Origin of the sequence: Chryseobacterium sp. S90 (genome assembly GCF_047444895.1) — a bacterium.
Lineage (GTDB): Bacteria > Bacteroidota > Bacteroidia > Flavobacteriales > Weeksellaceae > Chryseobacterium.
Genome location: NZ_JBLGCX010000006.1, coordinates 143,171 through 156,377 on the forward strand (window position 1 = coordinate 143,171; position 13,207 = coordinate 156,377).

A 13,207-nucleotide genomic window follows, 5' to 3' on the forward strand; every position below is an offset into this window, starting at 1 on the left:
TTATGAGCGACTCTATAATTTTAGGTATTGAATCGTCCTGCGACGACACCTCAGCAGCTATCATCAAGGGAAATTCTATTCTTTCAAACATTGCCGCGAACCAGGCCATCCATAAAGAATATGGTGGTGTTGTCCCTGAATTGGCTTCACGGGCCCATCAGCAAAATATTATCCCCGTTGTTGAAAAATCTTTTTCTAAAGCAAATATACAACAAAATGCTATCTCTGCTATAGGATTTACTCGCGGACCGGGACTTTTAGGATCTCTTCTTGTAGGAACATCATTTGCTAAGTCTTTGGCTATGAGCCTGAATGTACCATTGATCGAAGTAAATCACCTTCAAGCCCACATTCTGGCCCATTTCATCGAAGATGCAAATCCTGTGCCGCCTACTTTTCCATTCTTATGTCTTACGGTAAGTGGCGGACATACCATGATTGTACTGGTAAAAGACTATTTCGACATGGAAATCATTGGTAAAACCATTGACGATGCCGCAGGAGAAGCTTTTGATAAAATCGGAAAGATTTTTGACCTTGACTACCCTGCCGGACCTATCATTGACAGACTTGCCAAAGAAGGGAATCCTGATGCGTTTAAATTCAACAAACCAAAGCTGGAAAACTATGATTATTCTTTCAGCGGTATTAAAACTTCGGTATTATATTTCATTCAAAAGGAAGTCAGAAAAAATCCGGATTTCATCAAGGAAAACCTAAATGATCTATGTGCATCTGTACAGAAATCCATCATTGAAATCCTGATGAATAAACTTGAAAAAGCGGCTCAGGATCTTAACGTCAATAAAGTTGCTATTGCAGGTGGTGTATCTGCCAATTCTGCTCTGAGAAAAGCAATGGAAGATAACAAGGAAAAGCTGGGCTGGAGTATCTTCATTCCTAAGTTTGAATATACCACAGATAATGCTGCGATGATTGCCATGGTAGCAAAACTGAAGTTTGAGAGAGGTGAATTTACAGATTTGAGAACTTCGGCAACGGCAAAATACGATTTATGAAAATACTCTTAGAAGAAAAAGTACTGGGCACGCATTCTAAAAAGAACTCAAAATATTACTGGGTATTAGAAACGGTTACAGGAAAAAATGAAGATGCAGAAAATGCCTTAGATTACTTTCCATCAAGTTCTGAAACAGGATATATTCAGGATATAAAAGAGGAAATTATAAAAAAAATAAATTCTGAACATCTTTTCAGTTTTCCTTATACTCCAAAAGAAGGAGATTATTTATCGATCAAGAATAATTTGAGAAAACAGGAATACTTAAATCTGATTTTCATCAACAATATCTGGATTGAAGAAATATACATGTGTTCTTACCGTGAATGTGATACAGACATATACACAACTATAAAAACAGGAGTTGCATTCTTAACTCAGGATATATGAAACTATTTTACGGAGAAATAACAGATCATCAGGTCATCATCCATGACGAAGAACAGCAGCATATTGTGAAAGTGCTTCGTATGAGAGATGGTGAGGATATTCATGTGACGGATGGAAAAGGGAAACTTGCTTCCGGAAAACTGGTTATAGAAGGTAAAAAAGCAGGTATTGATGTTTCTGAGATCAAAGAAAATCTGCCGGAATTCACTCCCAAACTTCATATTGCGATTGCTCCCACCAAGAATATTGACAGGATTGAGTTTTTTGTGGAGAAAGCTGTGGAAATGGGCATTTCGGAGATCAGTATTATCGTAACCGAGAAAACGGAACGTAAAAATATTAATATTGATAAAATCAGGAAACAGGCTGTTGCTGCATCGAAGCAAAGTCTGAGATTTCATTTTCCGGTCATCAATGATGCTGTAAAACTAACGGACTTCCTGAAAAACACTGATCCGGAACATACTTTTGTAGCACACTGTCATGAGAATCTGGAAAGAATTGATCTTAAAAATATTCCTCAACTGAAACAGCTTACCTTTTTAATAGGCCCTGAAGGTGATTTTTCTGAAAAGGAAATTGCATTTCTGGCAGAAAATAAAGTAAAGGCTGTCTCTCTCGGAAATCAAAGGCTCAGAACGGAAACTGCAGGAGTTTTTGTAGCCGCATGGAATTATTATAACATGATATAGATAACAAAAAGAGAAGGCACTAAACCTTCTCTTTTTATTTCTGAATCTTATTTCCAGTCAATATTATTTTCTCCCAGATATTTATCAAAGATCTGCTGTCCGCTTCTGATTGAATTTACAGTCCAGAGAATTTTCATCCTTAAAAGTTTTTCTTCATCCAGTTTATAATCAATATCAGATTTTATAAGCTTTTGTTTCAATTCATACATACAAATTGAAGCTGCTACCGAAACATTAAAACTTCTCGTAAAACCATACATCGGAATTGCCAGTGTCTCATCTGCAAAGTCTAAAATTTCCTGAGACACCCCTTCCATTTCAGTTCCGAAAACCAATGCAATCGGCTCTGTAATTTCATATTCAGGCAGCATTTTAGCATTATTTTCTAATGAAACCACCACAATTTTATATCCCCTGTCTTTAATACTCTGAAAGGACTCCATATTCCGGGGAAGTTTTTCTACCTCAACCCAGGTATCTGCGCCTTTTGTTACCCTAAGATTGGGTTCAAAACTATATTCTTCCTGTAAAGCGACTACTTTATGAAAGCCGCAAGCCTCCACAGAGCGTACAATTGCTGCTGCATTTCTAAACTGATAGACATCTTCTACAACCGGAAGCACAAAGTCTGAACTTTCCTGCGAAAAATGTTCAATTTTTGCCAGTCTTTCTTCGGTTAAAAACTGTTTTAAATATTCATAAGTCTGTGCTAAATCACTCATCTGCATTTAGTTATTTTTTCCAATAGCTCAATGTAACGCCCACAATTACCATCTTATTTTTATAAAATTTCGATCTAAGCGTTTCATTCATTTTCAAATCTTTGCAAATTAACGTAATTTTGACCTATGAACCCTAATCGGGCTCCAATTCTTAATTAAAAATAGTACATGAAGCGAAAAGTCCTGCTCATCTATACCGGTGGAACCATCGGAATGGAAAAAGATTATGAAACCGGAAGTCTCCGTGCCTTTGATTTTGGTAATATATTTGAAAAGATGCCTGAAATGAGGCTCATGGAATGTGAAGTCTTTGTTCATCCTTTCGCCAAACCACTGGATTCATCCGATATGGGACCTGAAGAATGGAGGATTATCGCCAATTATATTCTTAAAAACTATAATGACTACGACGGATTTCTGATTCTTCACGGAACTGACACCATGTCTTATACGGCATCAGCATTAAGCTTCATGTTAAAAGGATTAAGAAAGCCCGTCATCATGACCGGTTCTCAGCTTCCGATTGGTGATCTGAGAACAGATGCCAAGGAAAATCTTCTGACCAGCCTTTATTATGCCAGCCTTTATGAGAATGATGAAGCAGTCATTCAGGAAGTTGCCATCTATTTTGAATACAAATTATTAAGAGGAAACAGAACGTTGAAATATTCTGCCGAGTATTTTGATGCGTATGCAAGTCCAAACTACCCTATTCTGGGGCAGTCTGGAGTTCATTTGAATATTCTTAAAGACAATCTGTTCCGTTGTGATCCTGAAGTAGAATTCCATGTAGATGAACATATTTCCGAAGATATTTTATTCTGGAGAATTTTTCCGGGAATGCACTTAAGTCATTTCAGGGAAATTCCTAAAATGAAGGTGCTTATCCTTCAGGTATTTGGTTCCGGAACCATTTTCAGCAGTGCAAAAACCCAGGAAACACTTCAGGAAATCCGAAATAACGGAACGGAAATCGTAGTGGTAAGCCAGTGTATATCAGGAGGTATTTCATTCGGAAAGTATGAAAACAGTAATATTTTTTCCAGAATCGGAGCGATCAGCGGAAGAGACATGACTGCGGAAACAGCTATTACCAAAGCAATGCACCTTATTGACAACCCCAGCTACCCTGGAAGTTTTGCTGATAATTTCACCAGAAGCCTTTGTGGAGAAATTACGGATTAAATTGCAAGAATAATTTGGATATTAAAGAAATTACACTATTTTTGCAATCTCAAAAAGAGAGGTGTCCGAGTGGTTGAAGGAGCTACCCTGGAAAGGTAGTATACGGGTAACTGTATCGAGGGTTCGAATCCCTTCCTCTCTGCAAAAAAAGTTGAAGCCTGTGCTAATGGAAGCACAGGCTTATTTTTTGGTTAAAATTCTTTACTCATATTCAATTCTTTACTTCATAAGTATTTATACTCAAAGTCATAATTGGTAATTTATACTATACAATATCATTTCTGTTCTTCGTTACTTTGAATTACAATCTAATCAACTAAAATCCAAATCAATATGACATCAACAAGTGTAAATGCAAATTCTTCAGGTCAATTAGTACTTGGAAACGGAGCACAGTTTTGGGTATACCTTTCACCTCAAAACGACACCGCCAGAATGATATCTACATGGCGTGTAACATTCTCACAGGGAAATTGGAGCGATACTATTTCCAGTGAAAATCCAACCAAACAAATTCAGACTCCCAATCTTTCAGGGATCTTTGAAATTAAAGTAGAATTATTGAGCGGATCTACCGGTACATGGCGTCAGATTCCGCCTCAGAGCGGAAGCCATAATGAAATAGGCTGTAATTCTAACTGTGCTTCAATGGTAGGTATTGTTGCTGACAGCACCAATCCTCCTATCGGCGCTATTAATGCCCACTTTTGGACAACATGGGATGCCATGTGTAAGACAGGGCAAAACTAAAATATAAATAAACCAGTCCATAAATCAGATTGCCACAGTATTTTGCGTACTGTGGCAATTTACTATTCTCCGTAAAACATTTTTCAAATGCTTCATGACGAGAAAACTATTGAATCCAGAAATTTGTTTATTTCCTTTTTCACTAAATTCGCTTATTCAAACAGGACTTTCCAATATGTATACATTCAGGGCAGTATTCTCATTGCTATTATTTTCAACATTTTTTCTATTTCCGCAATTGGCGAAAGCCAGTGCCTATTGGATGGAAATTCACGGATCGGGAAAATTAAAAGATCCTGTAAAGGTTCAGGTTTTTTATGGTTTTATTGATGATCTTAGCGAGCGCCACCGAACCACCGGACTGGAATTTCATGAAATCAAAAATTTCCAATTCTTTATCCTGAATGCCAAAGGGAAAAAATCAAAGTTTGAATTACAAATGAAGGAAGACTATTGGGAAGGAACTTTCATCCCTGACCAGGAGGGAACTTACCGGATTTTAGGAATGAATGATCAGCAGCCTGTTCTTCTTCGTTCTAAAAATCCTGCTGAAAATGTACGCCCAATTGATTTTATGTGTAGTGCGTATCATGTCGGGAAACCTTCAGAGATGATGTCGCCAGTTCAATTCATGGATATTATTCTTCAGGAAAAGAATGGCATTTATACTATCTCTCCGTACAGAAACATGAAACCTGTTGAAAAAGGAACTCCCATCAGGATATTTAACCCCGAAAACTGGGAGAAAAACATTTCTATTGACGAAAACCATCAGGCTGTATTTAAACCAACTCTTGCAGGGCTGTATGTAATCCGACAAGACTGGAATGATAATACTCCCGGAACTTTTCAGGGAAATTCCTATGGAAAAATACGTTACCGGAATAATTACTGCCTTTGGATCAACTGATCTTATTTTTGATCATAAAAAATAAAAATCCCGAACATCAGTCCGGGATTTTTTCAATTATAATAATTATTTAAAACTTTAAAGAAACACTTCCAAGAAAACGTGCCGGAGCCTGTGGCGTCAGACGTACAGACCATGCTTTTTCATTGGTTATATTATCGAATTTCAATCCAACTCTATATTTCGGCTGATCGTAGAAAATCCCAAGATCAAACATTTTATAAGATGGGATTATAACTTTCGCTGTTTGCGTATTGGTTTGATAAGAAGAGGAACCCATATTTCCTCCTCCACCTATTCCAAGGCCTTTTAATTTTCCTTCAGAGATCCGGTAGCTGATCCAGAAATTGTACATATTGGCTGGGCCTGATAATGCAGGTCTTAAACCGTCAACAGAAGGATTGGCATTGGTATATTTACTGTCATTATAAGCATATCCCGCCACAATATTGAATCCATCAAACGGATTGGCAGTAATTTCAGCTTCTATTCCTTTGCTTAGCTGTGTTCCGTCCTGTATTGAATAATTGACATCATCAGGGTTGGTTCGTAAAATATTATCTACACGAATGTTATAATAGCTTAACGTTCCTACCAGTCTGTGATTGAAAATATCTGCCTTCACCCCAAATTCCAACTGATTGGCATATTCCGGTCTGAATGTATTTCCATTGATATCAACACCGCTTACGTTATTGAAACCATTCATATAATTTCCAAACAAGGAAACCTTATTTTTCAATATTTCATATACGATTCCCATCTTAGGTGAAAAAGCGGTCTGTCCATAGGGACCTGACTGGGTTCCGCTATTACTTAAACCTCCTTTAATTTCCCCTGTGGTAATATCATAAACTCCTTTAAACTGAAACCTGTCTACCCTCAAACTAGCCATTACCATAAGCTGGTCTGTAATATTGAATACATCCGATACATACGCCGCATAGGTATTGTCACTATTGTTTTCTTTTCTGAAAGCGGAAGTTGCCGTAAGGGCATCGATGATATTCTGATTCACTCTGAAATCCGCTGAAGGATGAACAAAGTTGAATACTTTGGTATTGGTATGATAACGGTCGAAATGATTGGAATTGTTATAATAATCCAATCCCACCACCATTCTGTTTCTGAAACGCCCGATATGGAAATCTCCGATGAAATTCTGCTGGATATTGGTGGCAATAAATGAAGTTGTTCCCACCATTACCTGAGCACTTGCTGTAGAGTCTGTTTTTCCGTTAATCGCGGAAATATATCCTTTGATTGTTGATCTTGCACGTGATAATATAGTCTGGGAAGTCCAGTTTTCTGAAACTTTATAGTTCAGCTGGGCAAAGATATTCATCATCTGCGTTTCATACGCCAGATCATCTCCTAAGAATTTTTTATAATACGGAAATTTCATATCTGCAATAGACTGAGTTTTGTTACTTCCTGTATAAGGATTAAAACGAACAACAGATGTTCCTTTTGCCTGATTAAATTCCACATCAAGAAGAAGCGACATACGATCGTTGATCTGGTAAGAGAAACTAGGTGCAATCGCTAAAGAATTGGTAAACCCGAGGTCCTGAAAACTCTTTTCAAAAGTTCCAGCTGCATTAAGACGGAAAAGAGCAGTTCTATCTTTATTAACAGGAGTATTCACATCTACTGTTAACCTGTTATAGCTCCAGCTTCCACCCACATAGCCTACTTCACCGCCAAAATTATTATAGGGCTTTTTCGTCACTCTGTTGTAGACTCCACCGTAGCTGCTGGCAACACTTTTCCCGAATAATGTAGCTGACGGTCCTTTAATAGCTTCTATACGTTCAAGGTTTACAGGATCAATCACTGAGAATGCTGCTCCTGCCACTCCATTTCTTGCATTAGGCTCTGTTTCAAATCCTCTTGAACGGAATGTTACTCTCCCCTGATTGGCAATCATGGGCACTCCTGCTCCCGGTACATTTTTAGAAATACTTCCCAGATCTACAGCAACCTGTTCCTGAAAAAGTTCTTTTGTCACCGTATTGTATACTTGTGGATTTTCTAAGTTTTTTAAGGGTAATCTTGCTACAAACCCGCTTTCTTTCTTGGAAAATCTGTTGGTGTTTTTCATGATAACCACCTCTTGTATCGCCTGAATATTTTCTTTGATAAGCTGATAGTCCAGTTTTGTATCTTCCCCTGTTTTAACCTCAACAGGAAGACGGATTTCCTTACTTCCCAGAATTTGTAATTTTAGGATATAAGAACCCGCATTAAGATTTTCAAAATGATAATTCCCTTCATCATCTGTCAGGGTTTGTCGATCTGTTTCAAGTAATGAGACTGATATTGCTCTCAGAGGCTGCCCGTCTACCATACTTACTTTTCCATTTATTCCACCATGTAAATCCTGTGCATATAGAGTTGCAAAGCTCAGAAACGAAAAGAAAAGGACGAGCAGCTGCTTAGACCATTGTATCTTGTGATGGATAGGTATATCATTCTGAGGAATAACTCCGGAATGATCCATATGCCCTGATGAGAGCATACATTCATTTGATTGTATCATTTTTTTCAGCCTTATTTAAAATAATTATAAATAAAGGTGCAAAATAACGGAATAGCAAATTCTCCCACAATATTAATTTGAATTATTCTAAATAAATTTTAATAAATATTATATTCTTTCTGAAAATAGAAATAGTAAAACAATTGCATACGTCAACTGTAAAAACTGATTAATCATTAGTTATCCACTTTTCCACAAGTTATTAACATTTTATCCACAATCATTATTTGATTCAAAAAACTCTATTCCTAAATCTATCCTAAATCATCTCTTTATTTTGTCATGTTTTTAAACAGTATTAAAAGTTTTTGAATAAACATTCTATGAACAAAGCCTCTAATTTTGACACCTTAAAGTATTCTCACTGCGTATTAATGGTATTTTTATCCATTTCATGGTTTCGCAGTCATTTAAAACTAACAATAAAGCAGTTACCCATGATGTTGAGCATAAAGAAACTTTTTGCAGGATTATTTTTATTCGGCTTTATCGGTTCAACCTTACAAGCACAGATCAGTCCACCCGGTTTGGGAGATGCCAATACCGCATTCTGGGGAGCCTTTGGAGTAAAACGACAGCTGGATTCTTTAGGGAAGAAACAGGCGTTAAGCTATATTGCCATCGGGCGAAAAAGCAGTCCGGATAATCATAATCTATTTTCAAAACAGGCTATCATTGTCTTGAATCATGAAATTTACCATTCCTTTGCACCACATCAGCAGTACAGCTATGCTTTGAGCTACCGTCGGCAACCAAAATACGAAAGCAACACTCCTTATGATAAAGAAAATACGGAACAGGAATTCAGAGTTTACGGAAGATATGCCTACACTTTTGATCTTGGAAAGAAATGGAAACTAAAAAATACGGTGCGACAGGAGTTTAGAAAGTTTTTTGATGCAGACTTTCATCAAGTAGAGGAAGATTTTCAATTCAGAACGCGTATCAAGAGTCAATTAACCTATAATTTATCTCCTAAAAATAATCAAAAACTGGCATTGAGTGCGGAAGCACTGTTCTCCATCAGCCATCTTAATGAACCTGATCCGCAATGGGGTTCTTTCGGGTATCGTGAAATGCGAATTGCAGCTTACTATATGTTTACAATCCCAAATTCTCCATTTACAGTAGATGTAGGATATATGGATGATCTGATCAGAGACAGCAGAAGTATTCATCATGGAGGCGTTCATTATCTGGCGGCGGACCTTATCTGGAATATTCCGTACAAAAAGAGATAATAAAAAGAATAATTCTATTACACCATATACAAAATCCCAGTCATTGCTGACCAGGACTTTTGTTTGAAACATAAGTTTCTCTGCAATATAATTAAGTATGAATGTTGGTGTAAAATATTAGTTGCACAATGTCAGAAACTGGCGGCTCAACTGCACATTGAATTTGGCTTCAGCTTTGGAACGGGCATAGATAGTTTGCTTAAACGCATGTACCGTCTTCAGTTTCTGATCTATGAATTCGGCAATCTGCACCACAGAGAAAAGAAAGTCTCTGTATACCGCCATACTCACCGTCTGACCATAGTATGGAAGATAAGCTTTCAAAAAAGGAATGGCTTTTTGATGGCGATTGTAGCTGATACAGTATCCTACCCCTTCCATAGAGGTAATAATAGCATAGTGATTAAGATAATCCTGAATATTTTTGGTACCGTCCAAAGCATTTACATTTTTTGAACAAAACTTATTAATCTTATCCAGAATATGCTGGGCATACTCCATCATAGAAATATTTTTAAATTCAAAAACCTGGTTCATTCCATTGGATGAAGAGGTTCCGTTTTCACAATCAATACAGAAAGAAATCCCGATTTTTTCATGATAAGGAAAAAAGCAGTCTTTCACTTCAATGGAAGCATCCGGCTTTAGCATGTCATCTGTAAAATTATAATAGACATACGGACTGTAAAGTTCAGCAAGAGCATTCAGATAATCTGTTTCGCTGGTATTATGATATTCTTCAAACCATTTTTCAAGGTTGTCGTAATAATTACTTTCAAAGTCGTTAAAGTTTAAGTAAAATGGCAATTCCATAGCTCTGTAATTTTGATATGACAAAGCTATATGCGTAATGCGACAAAACTTGACGCAATATATTTTTTTGTAAAAAAGATTTGAAAGATTGTTAAGTCAATGGTCAATTTCTGCTTCGCAAAGTCAATTGTGAAAGATTAATAACGCTAAGGTTCGCAAGGGTTTATTATACTATACAGAATTTATTTGTTCGCAAAGGCACTTCATTCAGCTAGGGTATAAGTTTATCAATTGCTGAGTGAAAAGCCTTTGCAATCGTTTTTAAAAACATTAAAATATCTTAGCGAACTTTGTGTTAAAATCTATGTATATGTATCAAAATTTGCGAGTGCAGCGAATTGACTATTCACCATTGACGTTTATTTGTCGTAATTCTTCATGATGTACTCAAAATAATGAATCATTTTCAGATAGTTTTCAATGCTAAGATATTCATTGGTACTGTGAATACTTTGTTGTTCAGCACTGTTGATCTTAATCGGCATGAACCTGTAGACGTTTTTGCTTACAATTTCATATTTACCGGCATCAGTTCCAGCCATGGTAAGATATGGGGTAACAATAGCTCCCGGATGAATTTCTTTAACTCCGGCTTCTATCATTTTAAAAGCTTTCGTATTGGTTGGAGAAATTGCAGAAGCTTCTCTTGTATTGTCAATTTCCTCTACCTCCACATCAAAACCTTCAGTTGCTTTAGCTATATGATCCCTTACATCCTTCACTGAGTTTCCGGGAAGTAATCTGAAATTAACCACAAATTCAACTTCAGGAGAAAGCACATTGGTACCGTCACTTCCTTTCATCATTGTTAGTGCTGTTGTTGTTCTTACCAATGCATTGGTTGTATTGTTTTTAGTGAGTTGTGAAATTAAAACAGGTTTTAAAAGCCATTGATTGGCTAGTGCCATTCTGGTTGTAAAAGGCATTTCTCCTCCGATATTATTAAAAAACTCTTTAATTAACGGGGTGATCACAGGTTTCATCTGATCATCTTCCAAACGCTGCATGATAACAGCTGCTTTTCCTATAGCACTTTCCATGGGAGGCATTGAAGAATGCCCGCCAAGTCCTTTTACTTTAATTTTTGCGGAAAGAAAGCCTTTTTCAGCACATCCTACAACAGCAACATCTGTATCTATCCCTGCCACATTTCCTTTTCTCATAATTAATCCGCCTTCGTCATAAATCGCATCGAACTTCAATCCTTTTTTCTTAAAATAATCTGCAATCTGAATAGCACCTTTTTGTCCGCCAACTTCTTCATCAAAACCAAATGCCAGATAAATATCGCGTTGTGGAACCTGCTTATTTTTAATCATAGAATTCATGGATTCCATTAAAGAAAATAACATTCCCTTCATGTCTATCGCTCCTCTTCCATAGATCCTTCCATTAGCTACAGCTCCGGAAAAAGGGGCAAAATCCCAGTCTTCCGCTACTTTTGCAACAGGTTCTGCCGGTTTATCATCCGGACGGAATATATTTTCTTCATTATTTTTTATATCAGCATCTCCCGGTGGAACAACATCCATATGGGAAAGAAATAAGATAGGTTCCAGGACAGGATTGCTTCCTTTAAGTCTGAACACCAATCCATACTGATTCACCTCAACATTTTCTGTATTCTGATATACTAAGGGGTAAGAAGCTTTTAAATAAGTTTTGAACTGATCAAAGGGTGCATAGTCAAATTCCCCTAAACTTCCTGTAGAAACGGTTGGAACCTTTATTCCTCCCGACAGCCTCATCACTGCAGAATCATTTTTTATGGGTTTCCATCCTTCGCCTGCTCCGATATTATTTTTTTTAAAAGGATAAGTATATGTTTTAATCAATACTACAGCGGCCAGAATGACAATGATTCCCAGAAGGATTAAAAGAACTTTTTTCATAGCAGATAAGTTTTGTGAGGTGGTTTGATCCTATAAATATAGCAAAGTATTTGGTGCCTAACAATTTAAAACCGGGCTTTTTCAATCAAAACTATTGAATGCTGCTGTTTAAAATTTTAACCTGATCAAAATGGAGCTTCATGTCCCCATAATGAAAGTCTAATCGTCATTAGAATAAAAAAGTATGAAGAATATTCTGCACATTATTTCCAGCGCAAGAGGAGAACAGTCTTATAGTAATAAATTGAGTTCTTTCATCTTAGAAAGACTTTTGCAACAGGGCAATATCAATAAGATTACAGTCCGGGATCTAGTTAAAGACACTCCACCTCATGCTGATGAAGTGTCTATTCATGAGTTTTATAAACATCCGGGATTGTATGATGAACAAAGTCAACAGCTTCTTTCATATGCCAATATGATTGTAAATGAAGTGTGTGAGGCAGATATTATTATCATCGGAACTCCCATGTTTAATCTGGGAATTTCCACTCCTTTGAAAGCATGGCTGGATCAGCTGATCCGGGCGGGAGTGACTTATGTTTTTGATGAACATTGGGACCGTGTAGGACAATTTAAAGGTAAAAAAGTATATCTAGCAGTTGCTTCCGGAGGCAGGAGTGCAGAAGGTGCTCCGGATTATGTTTCTGCTTATATCAAAGATGTTTTCAGAAATTATACGGGAATTACTGATGTGGAAACATATCGTATTGAAGGGACTATGGAGAATGGTTTTACAGCGGATTATGAAAGTATTTTAAAAGACTTTGGTACTGCCAATGAACTTTTTTAAAAGTAAATTTTATTGTAAACGCAAAGTTTTCTATTCTTGATTCTGAATATAAGGGAGCTAAGAAGGAATCAACAAGTTGATTGGATGAAGCTTTGGAGCTTTATAGTACTTTGTATTTTGTTTTTAACGCAAAGACGCTAAAGAATTTTATCATGATTTATATTTTAAGGCGCAAGAAAATCAAAGATTTTCAGCAGGGAATTACAAAATGTTCTTGTGCCTTAAAATATGATTATAATTGTTTTAGTACCGTTGC

The 13,207-nt window shown here is 36.8% G+C and carries 12 protein-coding genes and 1 tRNA gene; 9 read left to right on the forward strand and 4 right to left on the reverse strand.

Annotation, left to right across the window (positions count from 1 at the left end; all coding sequences use genetic code 11):
• The first annotated feature begins 2 nt into the window (after positions 1-2).
• Genes tsaD through ACLMCG_RS16440 form a run of 3 tightly spaced genes read left to right on the forward strand, consistent with a single transcriptional unit; the run spans position 3 to position 2,103 of the window.
• Positions 3-1,019, forward strand: a complete 1,017-nt coding sequence (gene tsaD, locus ACLMCG_RS16430; protein WP_047424252.1) for a tRNA (adenosine(37)-N6)-threonylcarbamoyltransferase complex transferase subunit TsaD — start codon at positions 3-5, stop codon at positions 1,017-1,019.
• On the forward strand, positions 1,016-1,411 hold the full coding sequence (locus tag ACLMCG_RS16435; RefSeq protein WP_142719244.1) for a hypothetical protein: 396 nt from the start codon (positions 1,016-1,018) through the stop codon (positions 1,409-1,411). Before tsaD ends, ACLMCG_RS16435 begins: the two co-directional genes overlap by 4 nt.
• Positions 1,408-2,103 carry a 16S rRNA (uracil(1498)-N(3))-methyltransferase gene (locus tag ACLMCG_RS16440; protein WP_047424249.1) on the forward strand — a complete coding sequence of 232 codons (696 nt, stop codon included), beginning with the start codon at positions 1,408-1,410 and terminating at the stop codon, positions 2,101-2,103. Before ACLMCG_RS16435 ends, ACLMCG_RS16440 begins: the two co-directional genes overlap by 4 nt.
• 47 nt (positions 2,104-2,150) lie before the next feature.
• Here ACLMCG_RS16440 and ACLMCG_RS16445 read toward each other — a convergent pair whose 3' ends face one another.
• Entirely contained in the window at positions 2,151-2,831 is a 681-nt protein-coding gene (locus tag ACLMCG_RS16445; RefSeq protein WP_413960281.1) for a TrmH family RNA methyltransferase, read from the reverse strand.
• A 162-nt stretch (positions 2,832-2,993) separates the two neighbouring features.
• Between ACLMCG_RS16445 and ACLMCG_RS16450 the strand changes: the two genes are divergently transcribed.
• The 4 genes from ACLMCG_RS16450 (at position 2,994) to ACLMCG_RS16465 (ending at position 5,670) form a co-directional block, all read left to right on the forward strand.
• Positions 2,994-4,010 (forward strand): asparaginase, encoded by a 1,017-nt coding sequence (locus ACLMCG_RS16450; protein ID WP_413960282.1) that lies wholly within the window; start codon positions 2,994-2,996, stop codon positions 4,008-4,010.
• Positions 4,011-4,065: 55 nt separating this feature from the next.
• A tRNA-Ser gene (locus tag ACLMCG_RS16455) sits at positions 4,066-4,152 on the forward strand.
• Positions 4,153-4,343: 191 nt separating this feature from the next.
• A complete protein-coding gene (locus ACLMCG_RS16460) occupies positions 4,344-4,760 on the forward strand; it encodes a hypothetical protein (RefSeq protein WP_413960283.1) in 417 nt (138 codons plus the stop codon).
• A 175-nt stretch (positions 4,761-4,935) separates the two neighbouring features.
• On the forward strand, positions 4,936-5,670 hold the full coding sequence (locus ACLMCG_RS16465; RefSeq protein ID WP_413960284.1) for a hypothetical protein: 735 nt from the start codon (positions 4,936-4,938) through the stop codon (positions 5,668-5,670).
• A 70-nt stretch (positions 5,671-5,740) separates the two neighbouring features.
• Here ACLMCG_RS16465 and ACLMCG_RS16470 read toward each other — a convergent pair whose 3' ends face one another.
• Positions 5,741-8,212, reverse strand: coding sequence for a TonB-dependent receptor domain-containing protein (locus tag ACLMCG_RS16470; protein ID WP_413960285.1), 2,472 nt, complete (start codon positions 8,210-8,212; stop codon positions 5,741-5,743).
• A 437-nt stretch (positions 8,213-8,649) separates the two neighbouring features.
• Between ACLMCG_RS16470 and ACLMCG_RS16475 the strand changes: the two genes are divergently transcribed.
• Positions 8,650-9,453, forward strand: coding sequence for a hypothetical protein (locus ACLMCG_RS16475; protein WP_413960286.1), 804 nt, complete (start codon positions 8,650-8,652; stop codon positions 9,451-9,453).
• Positions 9,454-9,570: 117 nt separating this feature from the next.
• On the opposite strand, the gene ACLMCG_RS16480 is transcribed toward ACLMCG_RS16475, so the two are convergent.
• Both ACLMCG_RS16480 and ACLMCG_RS16485 read right to left on the reverse strand, forming a co-directional pair.
• Positions 9,571-10,266 (reverse strand): hypothetical protein, encoded by a 696-nt coding sequence (locus tag ACLMCG_RS16480; RefSeq protein WP_413960287.1) that lies wholly within the window; start codon positions 10,264-10,266, stop codon positions 9,571-9,573.
• A 359-nt stretch (positions 10,267-10,625) separates the two neighbouring features.
• On the reverse strand, positions 10,626-12,158 hold the full coding sequence (locus ACLMCG_RS16485) for a M20/M25/M40 family metallo-hydrolase (protein ID WP_413960288.1): 1,533 nt from the start codon (positions 12,156-12,158) through the stop codon (positions 10,626-10,628).
• A gap of 184 nt (positions 12,159-12,342) precedes the next feature.
• Here ACLMCG_RS16485 and ACLMCG_RS16490 point away from each other — a divergent pair, with 184 nt between their 5' ends.
• Positions 12,343-12,951, forward strand: a complete 609-nt coding sequence (locus ACLMCG_RS16490) for an FMN-dependent NADH-azoreductase (protein WP_413960289.1) — start codon at positions 12,343-12,345, stop codon at positions 12,949-12,951.
• The last annotated feature ends 256 nt before the right edge of the window (positions 12,952-13,207 follow it).

Bases quoted from the DNA above. Each gene is read 5' to 3' on its own strand.
- ACLMCG_RS16440 (WP_047424249.1), top strand. From the start codon at position 1,408: ATGAAACTATTTTACGGAGAAATAACAGATCATCAGGTCATCATCCAT.
- ACLMCG_RS16490 (WP_413960289.1), top strand. From the start codon at position 12,343: ATGAAGAATATTCTGCACATTATTTCCAGCGCAAGAGGAGAACAGTCT.
- ACLMCG_RS16475 (WP_413960286.1), top strand. From the start codon at position 8,650: ATGATGTTGAGCATAAAGAAACTTTTTGCAGGATTATTTTTATTCGGC.
- ACLMCG_RS16470 (WP_413960285.1), bottom strand. From the start codon at position 8,212: ATGATACAATCAAATGAATGTATGCTCTCATCAGGGCATATGGATCAT.
- ACLMCG_RS16450 (WP_413960282.1), top strand. From the start codon at position 2,994: ATGAAGCGAAAAGTCCTGCTCATCTATACCGGTGGAACCATCGGAATG.
- ACLMCG_RS16460 (WP_413960283.1), top strand. From the start codon at position 4,344: ATGACATCAACAAGTGTAAATGCAAATTCTTCAGGTCAATTAGTACTT.
- ACLMCG_RS16435 (WP_142719244.1), top strand. From the start codon at position 1,016: ATGAAAATACTCTTAGAAGAAAAAGTACTGGGCACGCATTCTAAAAAG.
- ACLMCG_RS16485 (WP_413960288.1), bottom strand. From the start codon at position 12,158: ATGAAAAAAGTTCTTTTAATCCTTCTGGGAATCATTGTCATTCTGGCC.
- tsaD (WP_047424252.1), top strand. From the start codon at position 3: ATGAGCGACTCTATAATTTTAGGTATTGAATCGTCCTGCGACGACACC.
- ACLMCG_RS16445 (WP_413960281.1), bottom strand. From the start codon at position 2,831: ATGCAGATGAGTGATTTAGCACAGACTTATGAATATTTAAAACAGTTT.
- ACLMCG_RS16465 (WP_413960284.1), top strand. From the start codon at position 4,936: ATGTATACATTCAGGGCAGTATTCTCATTGCTATTATTTTCAACATTT.
- ACLMCG_RS16480 (WP_413960287.1), bottom strand. From the start codon at position 10,266: ATGGAATTGCCATTTTACTTAAACTTTAACGACTTTGAAAGTAATTAT.